Source organism: Deinococcus malanensis (assembly GCF_014647655.1).
Classification (GTDB): Bacteria; Deinococcota; Deinococci; order Deinococcales; family Deinococcaceae; genus Deinococcus; species Deinococcus malanensis.
This window is the reverse complement of sequence record NZ_BMPP01000011.1, coordinates 93,055-115,881: the sequence shown is the minus strand read 5'-3', so window position 1 is coordinate 115,881 and position 22,827 is coordinate 93,055. Positions and strand designations below refer to the sequence as shown.

Here is a 22,827-nt window from a genome sequence, read left to right as displayed (position 1 = left end):
TGGAAGAAGCGGAGCCTCTGGACATGCCCCCGACGCTTTGACCCGTTAGACCTCTTTTACAGCTTGATGTCGAAGCCGATGGTGTCGCGGACCAGTTTGCCCATGTACGCCTTGGCATCTACCGTGTCGGTGGCAAAGGCGTCCTTGAGGCTAGGGATCGGCAACAGAATGGGCAGGTCACGGCCGCGCATGACACGTGCAGTCGCGCTGGCCGGGTCCGGGATCAGGCCAGTGTCCACCGCGATCAGACCGAAGTCGCCGCTGAGGATGGTCTGTTCCAGAATCTGGACCGCGTTCTCGCGGCTGGCCTCGATGACCTGCGCGCCGGCCAGACGGTAGCCTGTGGCGGTTTCGGTATCGCTGAGCACAGCGACACGCTGGGTGCTGCCTGAGTGCGTCATGCCTGCACCTCACGGCGGATCTGGTCGGTGGGCAGATCGTAGTACTTGCCGCGCCCGATCAGGCGGAGCTTGGCAATCTCGATTTCCTTACGGCGCAGGAAGTCCAGGATGATGCCCACCCCCTCCGGATCACCAGCCGCTGTGTTGCGCGCAGCAGTGTCCAGGGCGGTACGGGCGGCCACCTCGGCCTCTTCCATGCTGGGCGCTTCCAGAATCGCGGCGATGTTCGCCACGCCCCCGGCGTCCCCACCGCTCAGGCGGCTGTACCCCCCTGCGTCCAGGCTGCCGCCCGAAACAAACAGGTTGGGATCAAGTGCCTGGGCCTGAGCCCCGGTGCCCCGGGCCGCGCGGGCGATCAGCGCGTTGGTCACGTCGATCTCGCGCGTCAGGTAACGGCGCAGGCTGGTGTTGCGCGCCACCTGAAGGGCGTAGCGGTAGTAGCCCTGGTCCAGCGCCACTTCCAGATCAAGGAGACGGTTGCTGCTGCCGTAAGCCGCCGCACCGTTGCGCATGGCCTGGGCCAGCGGGTGGCCGCTGATGGCGATGGCGGCCGCCGCGCTCTGCAGATCGGTGCTCTGGGCGGCCGTCTGCAGGGCTGCGGGGCGGATGGTGCCCCCGGGAATCAGACCTTCGAGAATCGCGTCGGCGCCGCGTCCGCTGACAATGCCGCGCACGATGGTCTTGAGGTTGACCAGATCCCACTTCATCAGCAGGGCCTGGATCTCGCGTTTGGCCTCGCCGTCGGCAAAGCCCAGGACCTTCTGGGTGGTGGCAAACAGGTTCTGCGAGAGCGCGCGGTCGAGTTCGGGGAGCCCGGCGCCCTCAGTGGTGGTCTCGCGCATGTTGGCGCCAAGATCCGTTTCACTGAGCACGCGCAGGAACTCCTGGTAGCTGCCCGACGCGAGCGCCGCGTCCAGGGCGCGCCCGTCCAGCAGCTTGGTCCGCATGACACGGACACGCGTGTTGATGTACGAGTAGTCGTCGGGCATGAGCGGTTCCTTTACTCGGCGAGCAGGCGGCTGACCTGCGGCGCGAGTTCGCCCCTGACGCGTTCCAGACGGCCCGCGAGGGTGTTGGTGATGCCGCTCTTGCCGCCGCGGGCAACCACGCGCACGCCGCCCTGGATGGCCGGGTTCTCGCGCACGGGAATGTCGTGCACCAGTTCGCGGGCCAGCGCCGCCTCGGCGGGGTTGACCTCCACGGCCTCGGCATCGGAGATCACTTCGCGCGCCTGATAGATCAGGCGGCCCAGGATGTCACGGTACTCGGGGACGCGGGTGATTTCCGCGATCTGCTGGTTGACCAGCTCATACACCTGACTCATGCCGCTTTCGCTGGCGGTGAGGCGGGCGGCGTTCAGGTCCAGGTCGGCGGCGCTGCGCGCACGCACGATCCCGGCCTGACGCTGGGTTTCCAGGGCACGCTGGCGGCTTTCGATCAGCGCCTGCGCGCGCTCCTGGGCCTGAGCGACGATCATCTGGGAGCGGTCACGGGCTTCGGCGCGGATGCGCTCGATCTCCGATTGCGCCTCCTGTTCGAGAAGCTTGTCGAGCGCCATATCAGGGAAGGATGAACAGCGCCAGGAAGCCGAAGATGACCAGGGTTTCGGGGATCAGGAAGTACAGCAGCAGGCTACCGGCCTTGCTGGGATCCTCCGCCACGGCGCCCACCAGGCTCGAGCCGATGCGGGCCTGCGCGATGCCGGTGCCCACAGCGCCGAGGCCCAGGGCCAGACCGGCGCCGATGGCACGCAGGCCACGGTACATATCGTCGGGTCCACCGGCAGCGGCGCCGGCTTCTGCAGCCAGACCGCTGGTGGCAAGGGCAAGGACGAGGGACGCGAGGACGATCTTGTTGTACTTGGTCATGTCAGACACTCCTGAAAATTATTTGACCTGCCCGCTGCTGTTGGCAGCCGGGCTGAGGCGGCGAAGGGGGTTGTAGGCGGGGCTGGTCTCGTTGTTGAAGCCGGTGGGGTTCAGGAACTCGACCATGTGAAGACGCAGCGGCTGCACGATGTGGCCGATCAATGTCAGGGCCAGCACGAAGAAGTGCAGCACAGCGCCCAGTACGATGCCCAGCAGAATGCCGATAAAGCCGATGCGCTCGTACATGCTCCAGCCGACATCGGTGCAGAGCTTGGCGAGAATGGCCGACACCAGACCGACGGCGAAGATACGGGAGTAGCTCATGACGGCCCCGCCCTGCGAGAGCAGTTCGATGGGCAGCATGGGGAAGTGCTTGATGACGCGCAGGTATCCGATGACGAAGGCTGCGAAGCCCAGGTACATCAACAGGACGCGGGGATCAGCAAAGTTGCCGAAGGCCCCGAAGTCCTTCCCGGCGCGGGTGGCGAAGGCCATCATGACCAGGCCGAACACGCCACCGAACAGCGCGATGCCTTCCCAGGTATGGGCGCTGTCGCGGTGCTTGATGCCCTGCTGAATACGGATGGCCCAGCCCCACAGCACCTGCAGGATGCCGAACAGCAGCGCAAACACCAGAGCGATGTTGCTGAAGTAGCCGGTTTCCAGGCGGGGGAACACGATGGGAATCAGGCCGTAGTGCTTCTCACCGTGCTCTTCGTAACGCGCACCGGTCCAGCCCCACAGGTTGTTGAGCAGATCCGGGTTGACATAGAAGAAGTGCATGTGCTCGAGCAGCGTGCCGAAGAACTCACCGGTCAGGAAGCCCCACAGGATGCTCCAGGCGGCCATCACGTTGGTGACATAGCCCAGGTCCCTCAGGGTGGCCGGCGGCACGTACGCGCCGAAGAAGCTGAGATCCCAGCCCTCGTTGCGGCGGGCCTTGCCCAGCAGCCACATGCCGAACAGCAGGAACAGCAGGCCGTAGCCGATGTCCGCGATGATGATCCCGAAGAACAGCGGGAAGAACACCGCCACCACCCAGGTGGGGTCGAAAGACCCGTACTTGGGCAGGCTCATCAGGCCCATCACGGTCTGGAAAGGGCGCACGTAGCTGTTGTTCTTGAGCTGGACCGGCACGGCGTCGTCGTGGTGCTCGTCGACCGGGTGCAGCTCGTAGCTGACAGCGTCGCCGAACTTGCCCAGCGCCGCCTGCAGTGCAGGCACGCGGTCCACCGGGACGTAACCCTGCATGGCCAGACTGTACTTACCGCGCGCACTTACGGCGCGTACGTCGTGGACGGCAACCCGGTCTTTCAGGGCGTCGCGCACGGCAAACAGGGCGGGGCCGTGGGTCTGGGCCAGCTGGTCACGCTGATCGTTCAGCTGGCGCTGACGGTCGGTGCCGGTGCGCGCGATCTGGTCCATCTCAGCCGCAGCGTCGGTCAGCGAAAGCTGGTCGAAGCGGCCGGGCAGGCGCAGTTCGCCCAGACGGGCGCGGCTCAGTGCGGCGCGGGCAGCGTCGCGCTCGCCACGCAGGGTCGCCACCACACCGACGCGGTTGGCACCCACGCTCTCCATGGATACCGCGTAACGGTCACCCAGAGTCTCGCGCAGGGCCGCGTCGAGTTCGCCAGCGTTATCGGTAGGAGAAAGCAGGAAAGGCACCAGCGCCACACGGCGGCTGCGGCCGAGGCCGCCCACCATACGGGCGAGCGCACGCACGGTATCCCCGTAGGCGCGTTCCGTGTCCAGGTCCGCCTGCAACTCCTGGCGGTCCCGCGCCAGCGCCGAGACCGGCCCGGCGGCGGCTTCCACCACGTCCGCCCACTCGCTTTGAGCCGGCAGGGTAGCGGGGGCAGGGCGGTAGGCACCCAGTTCGGCAATGGTGCTGTCCGCGCGGGCAAGCAGGCGCTCGTCCTCGCGGCGGTGCTGGGCATCCTGCCCGGCGAGCGTGCCGGTGTTCAGCGGCCCGCCCGTGATGGGTTTGAGATGCAGCACTCCGGCGTCCTGCAGGGCCGCAATGACCGACTCGCTGTCGCGCTTGCGCGTGGCGATCACGACCTGCTGCATCGGGTTGATCACGGCAGCACCGCCCTCAGGATGTGCTCGGCAGCCTGCTGAATGCGCGCCGAGGCACGTTCACGGGTTGCATACGCGTCGCCTTCTGCCTTGCTGCGAGCTTCCTCACGGATGCGTGCAGTCTCGGCGGCGAGTTGCTGATCATGCTCGGCCTGCAGGGCCTGCGCGCGCGTTTCCGCGTCGCGGAGGATGCGGGCCGCTTCAGCTTCTGCCGCTTCGACTTCCCGCCTGGCTTCCTCACGGGCGGCTTCGATCTGCGCGTCCAGCGCGGCCTCACGGCTGGCCAGCTCACTCAAGACTCGACTTGAAACGTCCAAATCCCTCCTCCTTTCCCTTCGTGACACGTCTCCAGAATTCCGTCCGAAAATCCCCATCCGGAGATGAGGTGTCAGGAAGCTGGAGCGTGCTGATGGCCCGACCCTTATTACAATTGCGTCAGACTCGCCCAGCATCCTAACACAGCGTTAATAAGCTTCTGGCGGGCCAAGCGTCCCGGAGAGCACTCCTTGAAGTACCCCCTGGAGTCACCCGGTGGGGAACGGTTTCAAGCCAAAAAACTCAGGACTCAGTTGGACACTCGAATAAAAAAACCTGCCCCGGGGATGCGGTCAGGGACAGGGACGTGGAAGGTCAGGAAGTCAGAATTCAGACTCAGTCGCCACCGAGGAAAATGGGAGCACCCAGGCCGGTTTCGTTCTCGCTGTAGCCTTGTTCGCGGTGGGCATGCAGGTCCATGCCGGTCAGTTCCTGACTGGCGGGCACCCGCAGCGGGGTAAGGACGCTGACCAGCTTGAGCAGCACCCAGGTTCCGGCGCCGGCGTACAGCACACTGGCCACCACACTGATCAGCTGGGTGAGCATCTGCTCGGGAAGCGGCTTGCCACTGCCCGTGGTCCAGGCCAGGGCGCCGGTCAGCAGGGCGCCCACGATACCAGCGACGCCGTGGCAGGCGAAGACATCGAGGCTGTCGTCCGCACCCAGCCGATGCTTGAACTGCACGGTCCAGTAGCTGGCTGTAGCGCCCAGAGCCCCGATGACCAGAGCCGCCCAGGGGCTGACAAAGGCGCAGGCGGGGGTGATGGCGACGAGGCCGACCACCAGACCGGTCGCAGCGCCTACGGCCGTGGGCTTGCCGTTGCCTGCACTTTCCCAGGTGAGCCAGGTCAGCATGGCCGCTGCCGGTGCAATCAGAGTGGTAATGAAGGCCAGGGCGGCAGTCTGTCCGGCACTCAGGGCACTTCCGGCATTGAAGCCCATCCACCCAAACCACAGCAGCCCTGCGCCCAGCAGCACCAGCGGCACATTGTGCGGAACGTGGGCCGAGCGCGGATACCCGATGCGGGGGCCGATCACGAAGGCGGCCACCAGGGCGCTGACCCCGGCCGAGATATGGATCACGGTGCCTCCGGCAAAATCCAGCGCGCCGTCCTTGAACAGCCAGCCGTCGGCGCTCCAGACCCAGTGGGCCAGCGGGGAATAGATCAGCAGGCTCCACATGGCCCCGAACAGCACGAAAGCCCCAAAGCGCATCCGCTCGACGACCGCGCCGCTGATCAGGGCCAGGGCGATGATGGCGAACATCGCCTGAAAGGCCGCAAACACGTAGGTGGGGATAGTGCCGGTCAGCTGGTCCTGCATGCCACCAAGGCCCAGGTTGCCCAGTCCTCCCACCAGGGCATTGCCCCCTTCACCAAAGGCCAGCGAGTAGCCGGCGAGCATCCACAGCACGCCAACCATGCCGATAGACACCACGCTCATCATCATGGTGTTCAGCACGCTCTGGGTGCGGGTCAGGCCTCCATAAAAAAAGGCCAGCCCCGGTGTCATCAGCAGCACCAGGGCGGCCGACACCAGCATCCAGGCAGTGTCGCCACTGCTGAGTTCAGGCTTCGCGTCCTGGGCCAGCGTGGCGCCGCCCAGCAATACGGCCAGAGGAAGCAGGTTCTTGATCATCATCAGCGCTCCTAAAGGAAAACAGCTCAGACCGGCACGAGCTTTGTCTCGGTCACGGGGGTCAGGGCGGCGTTGTTCTCCTCGCCGGTGCGGATGCGGACCACACGCTCCAGCGGCTGCACGAAAATCTTGCCGTCACCGACCTCGCCGGTCCGGGCTCCCGAACAGATGGCCTGAATGGCCGCATCGACGAACGGTTCACTGACGGCCATACGGACCTCGACCTTGTCGCGGAATTCCACCATGACGCGGGTGCCCCGGTAATGCTCGACCAGTTCCTGCTCGCCGCCATGGCCGCTGACCCGGGACAGGGTCAGGCCACTGATCCCGGCCTGAAACAGCGACTCCTTGACCTGCTGAACCCGTTCGGGTCTGACGATCGCCGTGATCAGTTTCATGGCGTCTCCTTTTTTCGGAACAATTTGCAGAATTCGCATCCCCGCATATGACGATCTTAGATAGAACCGTACTGGATGTCAAAGATAATTTCGCTTGTTGGCTAGATAATGAATCACAGATTGCACACCAGTAGTCGGGCCAAGCGGATTGAGAACTCTTACTGCGCACTTTGTTCGCAAATCAGCTACCGAGCTGCAGCACGACAGTTGAAAAAGAAGAGGCCTTCCGGCCTCCTCTTTTCCACAACGTCCGAACTAAATCAGGCGGCGTCCGCGTAACCGGCGCCAGAGCCGCGCGGCAAGAAACAGGATGACCACCAGCAGTACCACCGCCAGGACCGGCACAAAAACTGCCAGCAGACTGACGCCCAGGCTGAGTCCATCCTCAGCGGAACTGACCACTGGGTTGGCCAGTCCACCGGTTGTGGCGGTGGCCACCGGCCGCACCACCGTGCGGGTGGCATGAACCCCACCGGCCACGATGACGCCCAGGGCCAGGCTCAGGGCAGGCGGAATGTCCGCGACCCCTGTCTGCGACGCAAAGAGAATGGCCCCTGCCGCCGTATTGACCACGCTACCTACCAGGTGCAGCACATGGTCTACCCCCGGAATCTTGTCTCCGACAAAATCCAGCAGACCAATCACGCCGATGCCCAGCAGCACCCAGGTGTTGGCCAGCAGGTCAAAGGGTGCCGCCAGATCCATCACCCCGGCGCGCGCCAGAAAGCCCACCACCAGCAGGGGAATATAGGCGTTAAGCCCGGCCGCGCCGGACAGGCCCAGTGAAGACAACAGACCGGACAGGATCTCCATGCCTGCACCATGACGCCCGAAACGGCCGGGGTGCCTAACGCCTTTCTTTATTCAGGGGACCCAGATTGAGGCAGCCCCGCCGGGTGGACGGCCCTCAGGCCAGATACGCCAGCAACAGGTCCACCCCGGCCCGCACGTCGTGTTCGTGCACCGACTCCACGATGGTGTGGATGTAGCGGGTTGGAATACTCAGCGTCAGGGTAGGCACCCCTGCCCGGCTGCGCTGGATCGCTCCGCCGTCCGTGCCACCCATCGACAGGACCTCCAGCTGGGCCTTGATGCCACGAGCCTCGGCCAGATCGTAGAACTCGTCGACCAGCCAGCGGGTGCTGATCATGCTGGAGTCGAACACCTTGATACCGATGCCGTCGCCCAGGCGCGTCACGGCGTCTTCAGGGCTGCCGCCCACCCCGTCAATGGCCAGCGTCACGTCCAGACCGATGCCGATGGTGGGTTCCACCCCGTAGGCAGCCGTGATGGCGCCGCGCAGGCCGACCTCTTCCTGAACGCTGAATACCGCATACAGGTCGTGCTTGAGAGTCTGGCCCTTCAGATGGCGCAGCACCTCCAGCAGCATAAAAACGCTGGCACGGTCATCCATGGCCTTGCCGGTGATCAGTTTGCCCACCTGCCGTGCGTTTTGCTCCAGCGTCACCATGTCCCCGATCCGGACCTGACGCTTGGCCTCTTCCCCGTCGAGCCCCAGGTCAATAAAGAATTCGCGGACCTCGGGAATCTTCTTGCGCTCCTCGGCGGAGGCGACATGCACCGGCTTGGTGCCCGGCTGCAGGATGCCGCTGAGTTTGCCCCCGCGCGTGTGCACCGTGACGTTGCGGGCAAACAGGTTGCGGGTATCGAAGCCGCCCAGCGCCTGCACCCGCAGGAAGCCTTTGTCGTCCACGAAGCGCACCAGGAAGCCGATCTCGTCCATGTGGGCCGAGACCATCACGCGCTGACGGTCCTGGGCCTCTCCGGCCGCCGCCCGGTAGGCGATTACGTTGCCCAGGGCGTCGACCCGGACCTCGTCGGCCAGGCCTTCAAGTTCTCCAAGAAGAAAGTCCCGCACCGCATCTTCCTGCCCTGGAACGCCGGGCAGGTCAGAAAGTTGCATCAGCACATCCAGCCGCAAATCAGTTGTAGGCACCCCGGCAGGATACGCCGCTTCTGACGGAGGGCCCTGGGCCCCTGTCCGGTGTCTGGAGACGCCGGTTCAGACCTCCGGACGCTCTACGGGCGCGTCAGCCTGGGGCCTGGAGGGAGTGGCCGGCTGGGGTTCAGGGGCAGGCTGGGATTCAGGAGCTGGCTCCAGCCTGGGACGCAGGTCCGTGCTGTTGAAGGCCTGCTGCGCTTCCCCCAGTCCAGCTGTGGCCCAGCGTTCCACGGCTCCCGCACCCAGACGCACCAGTTCTTCCAGGGTGCTGCGCTCCTCGTCGCGCCAGCGGCTGAGGACCCAGTCTGCCGGGTCCCGACCTGCCGGGGGCCGCGAGATGCCCAGCTTCAGGCGCACGAACGCCTCGGTGCCCAAGAGCCGGATGATGTCCCGCACCCCGTTCTGCCCGCCATGGCGCCCACCCAGCCGGAATTTCATCAGGCCAAAGGGGCTGTCCAGATCGTCCTGCACCACCAGCAGGGCCTCGGGAGGCAGCTTAAAAAACGACAGGCGGGGCACCACCGCCTTGCCCGAGGCGTTCATAAAGGTCTGCGGTTTGACCAGCAGAACCTTGACCCCCGGCGCGGCACCCAGGCGTATTTCGGCGACCTCAGCATCCTTGTCCTTGCGCCAGGTGCCTCCCCAGCGCCGGGCCACCTCGTCCACCACCAGCCAGCCGACGTTGTGCCGGGTCTGCGCATACTGCGCCCCCGGGTTGCCCAGACCCACGACCAGTTTCACGGCCTCAGGCCTCCAGGGCGCCGAGCACTTCTCGCCAGCGCGCCTCGGACTCGCGCACGCGCAGGTCTCCCCGGGCGCGGATGTAGCCCGCACGGAATTCGGCAAATCGGGTGTCAGTGTCGGCAAACAGCAGCCCCAGGGCCGCCTTAACGTCTTCCACGTTCTGACGGGTCAGGGTGGTGTCCTTGGCGTCCAGCACCTCGTCCAGGGTGGCCATCAGACCCGAGAGGGGCCGCAGCCACTGAAAGCCGGGGTGATTCATGACCAGCGAATACAGCTCGAAGGGGCCCTTGACCGGCCCGTGCAGGAATTCGTGCTCGCTCTTGGCGAAATCCAGCAGCGCCGAGTGAAAAGCCCGCAGCGCCGGCACCAGCGCCGTGAGCCTGGCCCGCACCTGAGCATCGGAGGCATTCATGTGTCCAAGGTAGCAAGGGCGGCCAGATCCAGCCGGTCTTTCTCCCTTAATTCCACCCCGTAGTACGCCGAGACGGTGTCTTTCATGACCCGGTGCATGGCGGGGCTCAGGGTCCGGACCCGCACACCACGGACCTCGACCCACCACTCGTCCAGAAAGTGCCCCGGCCAGTTCATCCGCGAGAGTTCACCAAGCATGCGCGGCGGGTCAGCCTGCACCGGAACGAGGTCGACCAGCAGGTCCTCGCGTCTGTAAAACACAGTTCCCGCCTCCAGCGAGCCGTGGGCGTGGAGGAAGCCCTGCTGTTCCAGGGCGGCCCCGGCCTGCCGGCCCTGAGCGGCCGGAATCAGAAAGTCCAGGTCGTCGTGATCGCGCACATGGCGCCGGGCAAGCAGTTCAATGGCGTTGCCCTCGATCAGCCATGCGGTGACTCCTGCCTCCGACAGTGCCCAGTACACCGGGAGGGTGCTTTCAAGCAACATGAGACTCAGCCTGGCGGGACGCCTCTCAAAAGGTGAAGGCCGACGCTGCTGACCATGACAGCGTCGGCCCTCACCCCGGCAGTGCTCAGCGACCGGGCTGCACCGACAGGGGGCGGTCGATCTCGGCCAGAACGACCAGCCACGTGTTGGTCGCCGGCTGACGCTCCACGGCCGCGTGGGTGGCCTTGCGCAACACCTGGGCGCAGGCCATGACCTCGGTCCCGTCGGCCTGACAGGCGCTGACCAGGGCCTGGGGCGTCAGGGTGCCTTCACCGGCATAGGCGCGCATCCACTGGACCTTCACGATGGAAGGCCCTACCTGTGCCCAGCGGTTGCTCGCCCAGCTGTGCAGCCAGCGCAGCTGACCACTGCCGGCGCGCTCGTTGAGACCGCCGCTCACCGGAGTCACCGCCACCTGGTTGAGGTAGCCGTTCTCGGTCAGCGCTGTGCCGGTAGCGGCACGCAGGGCCCGCAGGGCCGCCTGGCCTTCACCGGACAGGTTGGCCTCGGTACTGGCTGCGGAAGTGGCCGCAGTGGTCTGGGGCTGCACGGCCCCCGTTCCGCCGCAGCTGGTCATCAGCGGCAGGGCGAAGCACAGGGCGGTCAGGGCCAGGCTCAGCGGACGGGGGAAGGCGTTGGTCATGACCACACGGTAGTTGGAAAAAGCTCGCCCGGAACGTGGTTTTTTCCATTTTCCGGATTCATGAACCTGATGATCGGTTCCTGTCAGACCACTTCTGACAGCGCCGGAAGCCACATTAAGGTGGTTCTGCATTAAGACGATCAGTGCCTGGGTCTGATGGTTTCCTGACGCTGTACCCGAGCCGCTTCCCGTGACAGACAGCAGCCAGGGCCGGTCAACCCGTCCCGTTCAGTCCTGCGCGCCCACCCACGCACCTTCATGGAGCTGCCGGACGGTCAACCCGCCCGTGTCAGAAAACACCAGATTGTCACAAAGGCTTACCAGCCCAGGCTGCCGGGCTCACCCTTAAACGGACCGACCACCTCTGCCGTTATCCACCCGCCGTAGAACCCGCCGGGCTGCGGGGTCACGCGTTCGCCGGCCACCCGGCATTCGTCCATGTATCCGGCGTAGACCGCGATATGACCGGCAATGTCCTGAAAATCGGGATGCGGATGCTCGTAACTCCAGCCGGCCGCCACGGCCGTTTTACTGCCGGACGACAGTGTCCAGTACGACGCCTGACCCTTCCATTCGCAGACGCTGGCCCCGGGGGCAGGGCTGAGCACACCGGTCTCGAACGCGGTGCGTGGAAGGTAATAGGTGGGAGGGTGGCTGGTCTCCAGGACCCGGAAGGCTCCGGACGTCTCGGCAATCCTTGTTCCCCCCAGCCAGATCTCGATCCGTTTTGCAGTGCGCTCCACGCGAGGTGGACGGGGATAGGCCCAGACGCTTTCCTGACCGGGTTGCGGAATCTGTGGCACAGGCCGTGGCATGTCTTCAGCATGACGTGCCCGGTGGGATGGTGCCAGCGCTGAGCCGGCTCAGCGGCGCGAACGCCGCCCACGCAGGGCTTTTTCGCTTTCCAGCATGCGCTTGAGCGCCGCCTCGCTGCGGGTGAGCCCCTCCAGGCCCTCGCCACTGCGGCTGGCCCGCGGCTCGTAGTCGTCGAGCACCTTTCCTTCCAGATACCGGTCGAAAATCACCGGACAGATATAACTGCCGCGCGTCACTGCCGGGGTGTTGCCCAGGTCCGAGGCCACGTACTTCACGCAGTCCACCAGGGCCCGCCTGGCCTGCCTTTCGTTGTCAGCCACGCCGGTTTCCGCCAGATATTCGGCTGCCAGCAGCGTGCCGCCCCAGGTGCGGAAGTCCTTGGCGGTAAAGGGCCCCATGACCTCCCGCAGGTAGGCATTCAGTTCGCCGGCCCGGACCCGCCGGCGTGCGCCTTCCTCGCCTACAGTCTGAAACAGCCAGGGACCCGGCAGTTCGAGAAGCCGGGCAATGTTGCTGGCCAGGGTCCGGTCGGTGGTGGCCTTGTGCTGTGAGACGCCGTGCTTGCCACGAAAACAGAACGTCACGGTCTGACTCTCAACGGTCACGTGTCGCTGGCGCAGGGTGCTCAGGCCATACGTCTTGTGGCGCTGGGCATACAGGTCGCTGCCGACCCGGAACCGCGCCACGTGCAGCAGCCGGGTCATCAGCCCCATGACCTTGCGCGGTGGCAGGCCACTAACACGCAGGTCAGCGGTGGTGGCGGCGCGTAGAACCGGCAGCACCCCGGCAAAGCGGGTCAGGCGCTGCCATTTGCGCAGGGCACCGGCCTGCACGAAATCCGGGTGGTAGCGGTATTGAAGGCGGCCGGCCGCGTCCCGGCCGAAGGCCTGCAACTCGGCGTCCGGGTCAGGCGAGACATACACGTCGGTATAGGCCGGCGGCACCGCCAGCTGGGCAATGCGCGCCACTCCTTCCGTGTCGTCGTACTCGGAGCCGTCCGGATAGAAATAGCGGAAGGCTTTGGGATCATGTCCCTCGCGGCGCAGGTATTCCTCGGCCAGCAGTTCGGTTCGGCTGGGCATCAGGCGGCCCCGGGCGCGGCGGCCGTCGCATCCTCCAGGGCCTTCATGAAGACCATGTACCCCCATCCCCGGACATCATTCCTCGACCTGTAAGGGCAGCTGCCAGTTAATCGGCGCCTCCCCGACTTCCTCCAGCGCGGCATTGACCCGACTGAACGGCCGGGTGCCCATAAAGCGCGTCACACTCAGCGGACTGGGGTGCGCCGACTCGATAATCACGTGTTGCGGCGCCGCAATCAGCTTGGCCTTCTTGCGGGCATAAGCACCCCACAGCACGAAGACCACCCGGCCCGGCCGGGCATTAACTGCCCGGATCACCGCGTCGGTGAAGTGTTCCCATCCCTTGCCGGCGTGACTGTTGGCTTCGCCGGCCCGCACAGTGAGCACGGCATTGAGCAGCAGCACGCCCTGCTCGGCCCAGGCCCTCAGGTAACCATGGCGCGGCGGCGTAAAGCCCGGGATATCGGTCTGCAATTCCTTGTAGATGTTCTGCAGGCTGGGCGGCACCCGCACGCCGGGACGTACGCTGAAGCTCAGACCGTGCGCCTGACCGGACCCGTGGTAGGGGTCCTGACCCAGGATCATGACCTTCACGTTTTCCAGCGGCGTATAGCGCAGCGCATTGAAGACATCCGCCGCAGGTGGATAGACCGTATGGGCTCGCCGCTCCTCGACCAGGAAGTCTTTCAGGTCGTGAAAGTACGGCGCGGCAAATTCTCCGGCCAGTGCCTCCTGCCAGGACGCCGGCAGCCCGGCAGGCATGATCGCGTGCGGCGCCTTCTCGCCCGTGGGCGTGCCAAACAGGTCGGGAGAGTCACTCATGGTGAGGTGTAGTTTCCTCTGCCGGCGCGGCTGACCGCGCGCCTCCTCAAGGAATGCTCAAGCGTCCGTGCTCAGCCGTAAGGGCAGAGGCGACCAGGAAACGGGATCTCGTTCCACTGGAGTCGCGCGTGCCCCAGAACGCAGGTCACCTCTGGCCATCTCCAGGGCTGGCCCTGAACCGACGTTGCCGGAACCCGTCCTGGCGCCCGCCGCCCGGCAGCCTTTCAGGCACAAAAAACAGGTGCGCACCCGGCGGCGCACACCTGACTGCTATGCAGAACTCAGGAGAAGTTGGAGAGCGTCAGCGACGTCTTGCCCAGAGTGAACTGGATGGTGCAGCCAGCGAGCCCATTCTGATCAGCGAGGATATACGCGGTGGCACTGGCGTTGTTCTGACCGCCACTGGTCAGGATGTTGATCGCCTTGGACGTCGTGGCGGCGTCGGCACTCACCGTCACAACGTGTTCACTGATGCTGTACGTCGCGGAGGTCGCCGTGCCGCTGGTCTTCGTCAGGGTAACGGTCAGTTTCGGATCCACACTGAGTGTGGCGCTGCCGGTCGCGTCGCTGACTGCCGCATCGAAGCGCTGCACCGTCAGCTGAAAGGTAGATGGGAAGCTGCAGGTGCCCTGCACGACCGCCTGGGTAAACTGCGCCTGCAGCTTCATGGCGTGCGGACGAACGCCGAAGGGAACGTCCTCCGGGTATTTCAGGTCCGCAAAAGGCGTGGGGGGGGCAGTCTTGCTGGTGTCGTACCCGACGGTACCTTTGACGGCAGCAGGCTGCAGGGTGCTGGAGCTGCTGAGCTTCGCGCCATCCAGGTTGGCGGGGTTGCTGAAGGTCTGGGGAGGAATCAGCTTGCCGACCACCTGACCACAGCCGGTGGCAAGCGGAACAGTCAGAAGCAGGGCAGCACGAAGAAAGATGGTCATAGCGGTCTCCTGGAAGCTTTTCATACCGCACAAGAAAAGCATAAAATGAGTATTTTGAGCGGCTGGTAAACCCCAGCGGTCGGACCTCATTCAGTCAGGAACCCCGGCTGGGAGCAAGGGACAGATGGAGCATGCCAGAGACGGATATGGCGTGCCATGAGGTTTCCTACAGCCCATCATATTTGTGTAAGGTACATGAGAGAAACAAAGATGACAGTCCTGTAGATAGCGAATCTACACCTCCGAGCTGGAGACACAGCCCACGGGTGACGCGTCACAAGAAACACCGGTGGAGCACGAAGGTCCACCGGTGTCGAGCCGCAGCAAAGTGGCCGCAAAGAGCCTGAAAGGAGGTGTGCCAGAAAGCTTTACCGGCCTGCAGGCAAACAGGATGGTTCAGTCTTCAGGGTAAGGAGCCCGCTCAGTGCAGCGAACCGGGCCAGCGCTCATCCAGCGCCCGGAGCGGCTCAGACGCCCAGGCGCCCGGCCGCAGCCTTAGCCACCGGGGACCCGTTGCCACCGTCGAACGCGTCGATTTCCTCGATGAAGCGGTCGAACAGGTACCGGCTGTCGTGGGGCCCGGGCGATGCTTCGGGGTGGTACTGCACGCTGAACACCGGGTAGCGGCTGTGCGCCATTCCTTCCAGGGTGCCGTCGTTGAGGTTCACGTGGGTGGCCACGAAAGCCCCGTTCGGAATGGAATCGATGTCTACCGCGTAGCCGTGGTTCTGGGAAGTGATCTCCACATTACCGGTCAGCAGGTTCTTGACTGGCTGGTTGCCGCCGCGGTGCCCGAATTTCATCTTGAAGGTCCGGCCGCCGGCCGCCAGCCCCAGAATCTGGTGGCCCAGGCAGATGCCGAAGGTCGGCAGTAGCCCCATCAGTTCCCAGGCGGTCTTGTGGGCGTACTCCAGCGGTGCGGGATCGCCGGGACCGTTGGACAGGAACAGGCCGTGCGGCTGCAGCGCCATGATCTGCGCGGGGGTGGTGTGCGCCGGCACCACGATGGGCTCGATGCCCACCTCGGCCAGCCGCTCGATGATGGTGTGCTTGATTCCGAAATCCATCAGTACCACGCGCTTGCCCTGACGCAGGGTTGGAAAGGCGTAGGGCAGCGCTGTTGTGACCTCGCGGGTCATGTCGTGCCCGTCGATGTCCTGATGGCCCAGGGCACGCTGCACATACACCTGTTCCTCCGCCGGGGTGAATTCGCCGTACGGATCTTCCGGATGGGTGTAACTGCGGTGCGCGATCACGCCCTTGACGACCCCACCGGTCCGCAGGCGACGTACCAGTGCGCGTGTATCAATGCCCTGAATACTGACCACACCGTACTGCTGCATGAAGCTTTCAAGCGACTGCTGCGCGCGGTGGTTGCTGTACTCTCCCGAAAACTCCCGGGAGATAAAGCCGCGTACGTACGGCTTGTTGCTCTCCATGTCATAGATCGCCACGCCGTAGTTGCCGACGTGCGGGTAGGTGATGGTCACGATCTGCCCGTTGTAGCTGGGATCGGTCATGATCTCCTGGTACCCGGTCATGGAGGTGTTGAACACCACCTCACCCACCGTTTCACCACGGTGCCCGAAGGCGTATCCCCGGTATACGGTACCGTCTTCCAGAGCCAGGATGGCCCGTTCCTTTCTGATCATGCTGCTTCCCTCCATTCGCGCCTCACAGGACGCGTTTCATGGCTTGCCGAACGCCGGCCGCCTGAGACCTTAGCAGTCGAACCGAGCGTTCGTCTTGCCGATGATGACATTCCTCCGCACCGTGTGCCGTGAGGTCACATGGACCTGCCGGCCGATCAGCGCCTCGCCGACCAGCGCCAGACGGCTCAGCCACCGGAACCCATCATCCCAAGGCCTTGAACATGGCAATCTCGTTGCAGTTCTCGAAGAACGCGCAGCGCTGACATTCGCTCCAGACCTTGGGGTGCAGGTTGGTCTTCTCGATGCGGTAAAAGCCGCACTTCTCGAAGAACCCCTGCTGGTAGGTCCAGGCGAACAGGGCTGGAAGGGCGATTTCACGGGCCTCCTGCTCACAGGCCGCCACCAGATCACGCCCCAGGCCGCGCCCCTGCATGTTGGGATGAATCGCCAGTCCACGGACCTCTGCCAGGTCCGGGGCCAGCAGGTGCAGGCCACACACGCCGACCAGCCCGCCGGGCTGACCCTCGTGCGGCTCGGCCAGCACCAGATGAAAGTCGCGGATGGTCTCGGCCAGCAGACCCCGGGCACGCACCAGCATCAGCCCGCGGGCGGCCCAGTAGCCGATCAGCTCATGAATGGCGTCAATATCCGACAGGCGCGCCTTGCGCATCCTCAGCGGCGCCTGCGGATGAACATCAGGAATAGCGATGGAATCCAGGGCCAGAAAGGTCATGCCTGACCTCCCGGCCGCTGGGAGCAGGGTCCTGCGGCCAGCTTTACTGGCTCAGGTTGCGCATCCAGGTGGTGCCGCCGGGCCGCTCGCCCCGGGCCTTGTAGGCCTGCACCTGGGGCGCTTCGGGCATGTCGCCCATCACGACCGCCAGCGGCACCTGCTGGAAGCCGAAAGAGCTCCAGTCGCCGCCCTTGCTGAACATGTAGATGGCGCGGTCGCCGCGCGCCTGGGCGTACTCCAGGGCGCTCATGATCAGCCGGCGCCCCAGTCCCCCGCCCCGCGTTTCGGGCAGCACCGCCGCGCCACGCAGCAGGGAGACCCCCTCGCCATGCTCCAGGCCGATGCTGCCCACAGGCTGCCCGCCGCGCTCCAGCACCCAGTAAGTGGTGCCTTCGGCAAGCGCCGCTTCGGTATCCAGGCCCGCTTCGCGGAACACGCGGCAAACGGTGTCCTTGTCGTTGGGGGTGGCAAGACGAATCTGAACATTGGAATCGGTCATGGAAGAGCCCTCCGGATGTGATCACGCCGCACAGGCCCAGAAGCAGGTCTGGCACGGCTGAATGTTGGTTGCCGGCACAATAGCGCACGCACGCGCAGCCCGTCATGGTCATGTTCCGGCCTCCCCACCCGCTTCGTTGAGGCTCCGCCGCCATACCTGCTCGTCATGAATCCAGCCCTTGTCAAAGCCGCTACGGACCTGCGACGCTCCGGGCAGGGCCTCGCCCACGGCCTGCACGGTGGACGGTTCGAAGTCAAAACGCTTCCAGTAGTCCCCGGCCTCGGAGCTGAACAGGTAGACGGTGTGGTCCCCCCGCAGGCTGGCCTGGGTCAACGCCGAGAGCACCAGCGCCCGGCCCAGGCCCTGCGAACGGGCTTCCGGCACCACGGCCGTGGAGCGGATCAGCGAAACGCCGTCGCCGTGCTCCAGCCCGATACAGCCGCCTGGAACGCCGTCGAGCTGGGCAATCCAGTAGGTGCTGCCCTCCGGCGTGACGCTGCCGGTGTGTAGCCCGCAGCGGCCCAGCAGGTCAAGGATCACAGGGAAGTCGGCAGTTGCAGCCTGGCGCAGGCTGATATGCATGGAACTCAGGGATACAGGGGTCAGGGTCATGGGAATACCTCGGAGAAGGCCAAAGGCCAGGAAAAGACAGCAGGAAGCGGCAACAGGAACGGTCAGCGTCGTCGCTTCCGCATGCTGGAGGTCCAGGCCCGGGCGCTCATCTCAGCCCAGCGCCTCATGGGTCAGCGCCTCACGCGCCTGGCCAATGGCCTCGCGGACCCGGTCAGGGGCCGTGCCGCCGAAGCTCTGGCGGGCACGCACGCTCTGCTCGACGGTCAGGGCCTGCGCCACCTCGCCAGTCAGCAGCGGGTGCGCGGCGCGCAGTTCCTCGTCGCTCAGGTCCCACAGCTGCCGCCCGGAACGACTGGCCAGCCCGACCAGTCCACCCACCACCTCGTGCGCTTCGCGGAACGGCACACCCTGGCGGGCCAGGAAGTCGGCCACGTCGGTCGCGGTGCTGTAGCCACGTGCGGCGGCGGCGCGGGTCACGTCGGCGTGCCACACGGTCCGGGGCAGCATCTCGGTATACAGGCGCAGCACGATGCTGAGGGTGTCGTAGGAGTCAAAGACCCCTTCCTTGTCCTCCTGCAGGTCCTTGTTGTAGGCCAGCGGGGTGCCCTTGACCACCGTGAGCAGGCCCATCAGGTTGCCGAAGACCCGGCCGGCCTTGGCGCGGGCCAGTTCCGAGACGTCGGGGTTTTTCTTCTGGGGCATGATCGAACTGCCGGTGGTATGCGAGTCCGGGAGCGTCAGGAAGCCGAATTCGAAGGTGGAGTACACAATCAGCTCTTCGGACAGGCGCGAGAGGTGCGCCGAGAGGATCGCGCAGGCCGACAGGAACTCCAGCGCGAAGTCACGGCTGCCGACACCATCCAGAGAGTTGGCCGTGGGCCGGGCAAAGCCCAGCGCCGCGGCAGTGGCGTGGCGGTCAATCGGCCACGGTGTGCCGGCCAGTGCTGAACTGCCCAGCGGCGACTCGTCCATGCGCGCTGCGGCGTCGCGCAAGCGGCCCTCGTCGCGCTCCAGCATGGCCACGTAGGCCATGAACCAGTGCGCGAGCAAGATCGGCTGCGCCACCTGCAGGTGCGTGTATCCGGGCAGAATGACCTCGTCTGCCAGGTGCTTTTCGGCCTCGGCCAGCATGACTGCACGCAGGCTGCGGGTCTTCTCTGCAAGGTCCAGCGCCGCTTCCTTGGTAAACAGCCGGAAGTCCACCGCCACCTGATCGTTGCGGCTGCGGGCGGTATGCAGCTTGCCGGCCACGGGACCGATGCGGTCACGCAGGGCAGCTTCCACGTTCATGTGAACGTCCTCGCGGTCCAGGCGCCACTCGAAGGTGCCCGCGCGGATGTCGGCCAGTACGGCGCCCAGGCCGTCACTGATCTGCGCGACCTCCTCGCTGGTCAGAATGCCGACCTGTCCCAGCATGACCACGTGGGCCAGCGAGCCACGAATATCCTGCTCGGCGAGGCGCTGGTCAAAACCCACTGAGGCGTTGAACAGTTCGACCAGACCGTCGGTGGCTTCGGCAAAGCGCCCACCCCAGAGCTTCTTGTCTTGTGTTGATGGTGTCATGTGGATCTCCAGCAGACTCTTGACTTGGAAAAGAACCGAAGCCGGTGCTGCTTCACAGGGCTCACGCCGGCACATCCAGGAGTTTGACAAACACCGCAGGCGCCGGACTGGCCGGGTGGGCGTGGGCGTAGGGTTCCTCGGACCGGACGTAGCCCAGACGGATGTAGAAGGGCATGACTTCCCGGTTGAACTGCGAGACGGCCAGCAGCACGCGGGCGTAGCCATCCTGGCGGGCCTGACCCTCCACCGCCTGCACCAGCAAGCGGCCTATTCCCTGCCCACGCACCTCGGGCCGGGCGACCAGCTTATTGAGCGTCAGCGTCTGTGCTCCATCCGGACGGTACCCGACGCAGCCCACCACCTGAGCACCCCCAAGCACAGCAATAAATCCACCCGAGTCCGCACCAAACATCGACCGTTCCAGGTCAGCCAGCGTGGTGCGGTTCCAGCTGCTGCGGGGGTCCATGCCGGCGGCCATCATCACGGCGTGAAAGCCCGGCAGGTCGGCATACATGACAGGACGGATGGATACGGGCTGGCTCATGGCTGCTCCAGGGACAGACGCAGTTCCGGGTTGGTGGACTCCACAAAGCCCAGGCGCTCATAGATGGCCCGGCCCATGGGTGCGGCGTGCAGCTTGACGCTGTGCAGACCTTGCGAGCGGGCCTGCACCAGCATTTCGTTCATCAGCGCCTCGGCCAGCCCACGCCGCCGGTGCTGCGGAACCACGTACATGTTCATGACATAGGCCGAGAACAGGGCCCTGTCCCGGGCGCTGGGTATTTTGGGATGAAGCATCATGCCCACACCGCCGACCACGTGCGCACCGTGGACGACCAGAACTCCGCGGTAATCCCCCTGAGGGATGGCCGAGCGCAGCCAGTCGGCCCACAGGTCCAGCTGCTCTTCGGCACCCTGGGCAGTCAGCTCGTTCATATCCACGAACATCTGCCCCCGTTGCGCCGCGATCACAGCGGCATCTGCCGCCGTGGCGGACCGCAGCGTGTAGCCCCCGGGCAGACTCATAACCCGGCCCGCTCCGGAATCTGTGACAGGTGGTGCAACTGATGAGCCACATAATCCTGCGTCAGGAAGTGCAGGGTGACCGGCGCTCCGCCACCGACGCTCAGGGTATGGTCCAGGCTCCCCGCTGGCAGCGAGGCGATGACATGAGCGAGGTGCTGCTGGTACCCGGCCCACAGCCCCAGCACGTCAGCCCAGGACCTCTCGCTGTAGGCTCCCGCTACAACCCAGGCATTCTGATCGTAGCCAGGCAAGTCGAGACCGCTCTGTGCGCGCGCCTGGACAAAACGGGCGTGGTTGTTGACACCGCTGTCGATCAGGTGACCCAGGATCTCCTTGGCACACCAGACGCCCGGAGCAGGCTTACGGGCGGCCTGCTGCTCAGTCAGGGCCTGCAGGAACGGCAGATGCCCGGTGACAACTTCTGCCAGCTCCGGCACGTCAGACCCCGGCCTTGTCCTTCTGCCCGGCTTTGGCTTCCACCCGCGCCTGGACCCGCATGCGCAGCGCGTTGAGCTTGATAAAGGCCCCAGCGTCGTGCTGGTTGTAGTCGCCGCCCGCCTCGAAGCTCACCAGATCCTTGTCGTACAGGCTGCGCTCGGCCTTGCGCCCAGCCACGATGCAGTTTCCTTTGTACAGCTTGAGGCGCGCGGTGCCGGTTACCGCCTGGGCCACGTGGTCCATGTACACCTGCAGCGCCTCACGCTCGGGCGCGAACCAGAAGCCGTTGTAGACCAGTTCGGCGTACTTGGGACCCAGGGCGTCGCGCTGGTGAAGCACCTCGCGGTCCAGGGTCAGGCTTTCCACCGCACGGCGGGCGTGGTACAGCAGCGTGCCGCCGGGCGTTTCATAAACGCCGCGCGACTTCATGCCCACGAAGCGGTTCTCGACCAGATCGACACGACCGATGCCATGCCGGCCACCGATCTCATTGGCCCGGTCCAGCAGTGCAGCAGGTGACAGGGTCTCGCCGTTGATGGCCACGGCGTCGCCATTCAGGAACTGCACTTCCACGTACTCGGCCTCATCGGGGGCTTCCTCGGGGCCGACCGTCAGCTTGAACATGTGGGCAGGCGGCTCGGCCCAGGGGTCTTCGAGGATGCCGCCCTCGTAGGAGATATGCAGCATGTTGGCATCTGTGCTCCACGGGTCTTTCTTGGTGGTGGGGACCGGAATGCCGTGCTCGTGTGCGAAGGCTTCAAGGTCCGCGCGGCCCTGGAACTCCCAGTCGCGCCACGGAGCGACCGTGACGATGTCGGGCTGCAGGGCATAGGCGGTCATCTCGAAACGCACCTGATCGTTGCCCTTGCCGGTCGCGCCGTGCGACACGGCCACGGCGCCTTCCTTCTGGGCGATCTCGACCATCTTCTTGGCAATCAGCGGCCGGGCAATGGAGGTGCCCAGCAGGTAGTAACCCTCATACAGGGCGCTGGAGCGGAACATGGGAAACACGTAATCGCGCACGAATTCCTCGCGCAGATCCAGGGCGTAGGCTGCGACTGCTCCCGTATTCAGTGCCTTGACGCGGGCTTCCTCGACCTCATCCCCCTGACCCAGGTCGGCGGTAAAGCAGATCACGTCGTAGTTGCGCTCGGTCTGCAGCCACTTGAGGATGATGCTGGTGTCGAGGCCACCACTGTATGCCAGTACGATCTTGTCTTTTGCCATATCCGGATTCTCCTCCGTTTGTGTGAAGGCAGCGCGACAGCCCGGCGCGACTTTCCCAGCCTGTCCAGATTCTGGAAGGCCAGGAAAATTCAGCGTCGGGGGGTCAGGGTCTGCATTATTGAATGGTTATGCGCCAAAAACGCATAGCTATACATGGAAGGTAGCAGCCTGGAGACAGGGGGTCAAGGGAGGCACGCATAAAGACATAGAGAGGACCCGCAAAGAAGCAGGTGCCTCAGAACTCCAGCAGTGTTTTGTGGGCCTTCAAGTGCAGCGCCAGGAGCGCGTTGCCACATGATCGTTTCGCAGTATTGGGTACCTGTTCGCAGGAAGGGGACTACCCGGTCAGCTCAGGTTCAGAGCAAAGAGGAGACCGCGGTTGCCCCGTTGCAAGCCGGATAACCGTGAACAGACGGATATAAGTTCATCGCCCGGGGAAGTCCGTCGTTGGCCAGAATGTTAACTCCTCGGGCCACATCTTCACACAAGAAGGAAGGTGGACCTGGCCGACCAGATCCACC

Annotated in this window: 27 protein-coding genes; all 27 read right to left on the bottom strand. The window is 64.9% G+C overall.

Annotation, left to right across the window (positions count from 1 at the left end):
* Positions 1-56: 56 nt before the first annotated feature.
* A complete protein-coding gene (locus tag IEY49_RS13595; RefSeq protein ID WP_189009741.1) occupies positions 57-401 on the bottom strand; it encodes a V-type ATP synthase subunit F in 345 nt (114 codons plus the stop codon).
* Positions 398-1,390 carry a V0D/AC39 family V-type ATPase subunit gene (locus IEY49_RS13590; protein ID WP_189009738.1) on the bottom strand — a complete coding sequence of 331 codons (993 nt, stop codon included), beginning with the start codon at positions 1,388-1,390 and terminating at the stop codon, positions 398-400. The genes IEY49_RS13595 and IEY49_RS13590 overlap by 4 nt, the downstream gene beginning before the upstream one ends.
* Positions 1,391-1,401: 11 nt before the next feature.
* Entirely contained in the window at positions 1,402-1,959 is a 558-nt protein-coding gene (locus IEY49_RS13585; protein WP_189009735.1) for a V-type ATP synthase subunit E, read from the bottom strand.
* Between the two features lies 1 nt (position 1,960).
* Entirely contained in the window at positions 1,961-2,269 is a 309-nt protein-coding gene (locus tag IEY49_RS13580) for an ATP synthase subunit C-like protein (protein WP_189009732.1), read from the bottom strand.
* An 18-nt stretch (positions 2,270-2,287) separates the two neighbouring features.
* Positions 2,288-4,351 (bottom strand): V-type ATP synthase subunit I, encoded by a 2,064-nt coding sequence (locus IEY49_RS13575; protein ID WP_189009729.1) that lies wholly within the window; start codon positions 4,349-4,351, stop codon positions 2,288-2,290.
* On the bottom strand, positions 4,348-4,665 hold the full coding sequence (locus tag IEY49_RS13570; RefSeq protein WP_189009726.1) for a V-type ATPase subunit subunit G family protein: 318 nt from the start codon (positions 4,663-4,665) through the stop codon (positions 4,348-4,350). Before IEY49_RS13570 ends, IEY49_RS13575 begins: the two co-directional genes overlap by 4 nt.
* A 334-nt stretch (positions 4,666-4,999) precedes the next feature.
* A complete protein-coding gene (locus IEY49_RS13565) occupies positions 5,000-6,301 on the bottom strand; it encodes an ammonium transporter (protein WP_189009821.1) in 1,302 nt (433 codons plus the stop codon).
* 26 nt (positions 6,302-6,327) lie between these two features.
* On the bottom strand, positions 6,328-6,699 hold the full coding sequence (locus IEY49_RS13560) for a P-II family nitrogen regulator (RefSeq protein ID WP_189009723.1): 372 nt from the start codon (positions 6,697-6,699) through the stop codon (positions 6,328-6,330).
* Positions 6,700-6,954: 255 nt separating this feature from the next.
* On the bottom strand, positions 6,955-7,512 hold the full coding sequence (locus tag IEY49_RS13555; RefSeq protein WP_189009720.1) for a DUF4126 domain-containing protein: 558 nt from the start codon (positions 7,510-7,512) through the stop codon (positions 6,955-6,957).
* A gap of 94 nt (positions 7,513-7,606) precedes the next feature.
* A complete protein-coding gene (locus tag IEY49_RS13550; protein WP_229780800.1) occupies positions 7,607-8,656 on the bottom strand; it encodes a M42 family metallopeptidase in 1,050 nt (349 codons plus the stop codon).
* A 66-nt stretch (positions 8,657-8,722) separates the two neighbouring features.
* Positions 8,723-9,403, bottom strand: a complete 681-nt coding sequence (gene pth, locus IEY49_RS13545; protein WP_189009717.1) for an aminoacyl-tRNA hydrolase — start codon at positions 9,401-9,403, stop codon at positions 8,723-8,725.
* Positions 9,404-9,407: 4 nt separating this feature from the next.
* Positions 9,408-9,818, bottom strand: coding sequence for a hypothetical protein (locus tag IEY49_RS13540; RefSeq protein ID WP_189009714.1), 411 nt, complete (start codon positions 9,816-9,818; stop codon positions 9,408-9,410).
* Positions 9,815-10,300, bottom strand: coding sequence for a nucleotidyltransferase domain-containing protein (locus tag IEY49_RS13535; protein WP_189009711.1), 486 nt, complete (start codon positions 10,298-10,300; stop codon positions 9,815-9,817). The genes IEY49_RS13540 and IEY49_RS13535 overlap by 4 nt, the downstream gene beginning before the upstream one ends.
* A gap of 85 nt (positions 10,301-10,385) precedes the next feature.
* A complete protein-coding gene (locus IEY49_RS13530; protein ID WP_189009708.1) occupies positions 10,386-10,943 on the bottom strand; it encodes a hypothetical protein in 558 nt (185 codons plus the stop codon).
* Positions 10,944-11,260: 317 nt separating this feature from the next.
* On the bottom strand, positions 11,261-11,758 hold the full coding sequence (locus IEY49_RS13525) for a DUF427 domain-containing protein (protein WP_189009705.1): 498 nt from the start codon (positions 11,756-11,758) through the stop codon (positions 11,261-11,263).
* A gap of 48 nt (positions 11,759-11,806) precedes the next feature.
* The gene (locus tag IEY49_RS13520) at positions 11,807-12,841 is read right to left on the bottom strand and encodes a DNA topoisomerase IB (RefSeq protein WP_189009702.1); all 1,035 of its coding nucleotides are present in this window, start codon (positions 12,839-12,841) and stop codon (positions 11,807-11,809) included.
* Between the two features lie 75 nt (positions 12,842-12,916).
* A complete protein-coding gene (gene ung / locus IEY49_RS13515; protein ID WP_189009699.1) occupies positions 12,917-13,663 on the bottom strand; it encodes a uracil-DNA glycosylase in 747 nt (248 codons plus the stop codon).
* 281 nt (positions 13,664-13,944) lie between these two features.
* A complete protein-coding gene (locus IEY49_RS13510) occupies positions 13,945-14,595 on the bottom strand; it encodes a hypothetical protein (RefSeq protein ID WP_189009696.1) in 651 nt (216 codons plus the stop codon).
* 467 nt (positions 14,596-15,062) lie between these two features.
* Complete coding sequence (carA, locus tag IEY49_RS13505; RefSeq protein ID WP_189009693.1) at positions 15,063-16,247, bottom strand: glutamine-hydrolyzing carbamoyl-phosphate synthase small subunit; 1,185 nt, start codon at positions 16,245-16,247, stop codon at positions 15,063-15,065.
* A gap of 202 nt (positions 16,248-16,449) precedes the next feature.
* Positions 16,450-16,980 (bottom strand): N-acetyltransferase, encoded by a 531-nt coding sequence (locus tag IEY49_RS13500; RefSeq protein ID WP_189009690.1) that lies wholly within the window; start codon positions 16,978-16,980, stop codon positions 16,450-16,452.
* A 43-nt stretch (positions 16,981-17,023) separates the two neighbouring features.
* Positions 17,024-17,479: a GNAT family N-acetyltransferase gene (locus tag IEY49_RS13495; RefSeq protein ID WP_189009687.1), complete on the bottom strand. Its 456-nt coding sequence runs from the start codon at positions 17,477-17,479 to the stop codon at positions 17,024-17,026.
* 108 nt (positions 17,480-17,587) lie between these two features.
* Positions 17,588-18,091 (bottom strand): GNAT family N-acetyltransferase, encoded by a 504-nt coding sequence (locus IEY49_RS13490; protein ID WP_189009684.1) that lies wholly within the window; start codon positions 18,089-18,091, stop codon positions 17,588-17,590.
* A 111-nt stretch (positions 18,092-18,202) separates the two neighbouring features.
* A complete protein-coding gene (gene argH, locus IEY49_RS13485; RefSeq protein WP_189009680.1) occupies positions 18,203-19,615 on the bottom strand; it encodes an argininosuccinate lyase in 1,413 nt (470 codons plus the stop codon).
* A 61-nt stretch (positions 19,616-19,676) separates the two neighbouring features.
* A complete protein-coding gene (locus IEY49_RS13480) occupies positions 19,677-20,159 on the bottom strand; it encodes a GNAT family N-acetyltransferase (RefSeq protein WP_189009677.1) in 483 nt (160 codons plus the stop codon).
* A complete protein-coding gene (locus IEY49_RS13475; protein WP_189009674.1) occupies positions 20,156-20,641 on the bottom strand; it encodes a GNAT family N-acetyltransferase in 486 nt (161 codons plus the stop codon). Before IEY49_RS13475 ends, IEY49_RS13480 begins: the two co-directional genes overlap by 4 nt.
* Complete coding sequence (locus IEY49_RS13470) at positions 20,638-21,078, bottom strand: DinB family protein (protein ID WP_189009671.1); 441 nt, start codon at positions 21,076-21,078, stop codon at positions 20,638-20,640. The genes IEY49_RS13475 and IEY49_RS13470 overlap by 4 nt, the downstream gene beginning before the upstream one ends.
* A 1-nt stretch (position 21,079) precedes the next feature.
* Entirely contained in the window at positions 21,080-22,306 is a 1,227-nt protein-coding gene (locus tag IEY49_RS13465; protein ID WP_189009668.1) for an argininosuccinate synthase, read from the bottom strand.
* Positions 22,307-22,827 lie beyond the last annotated feature (521 nt).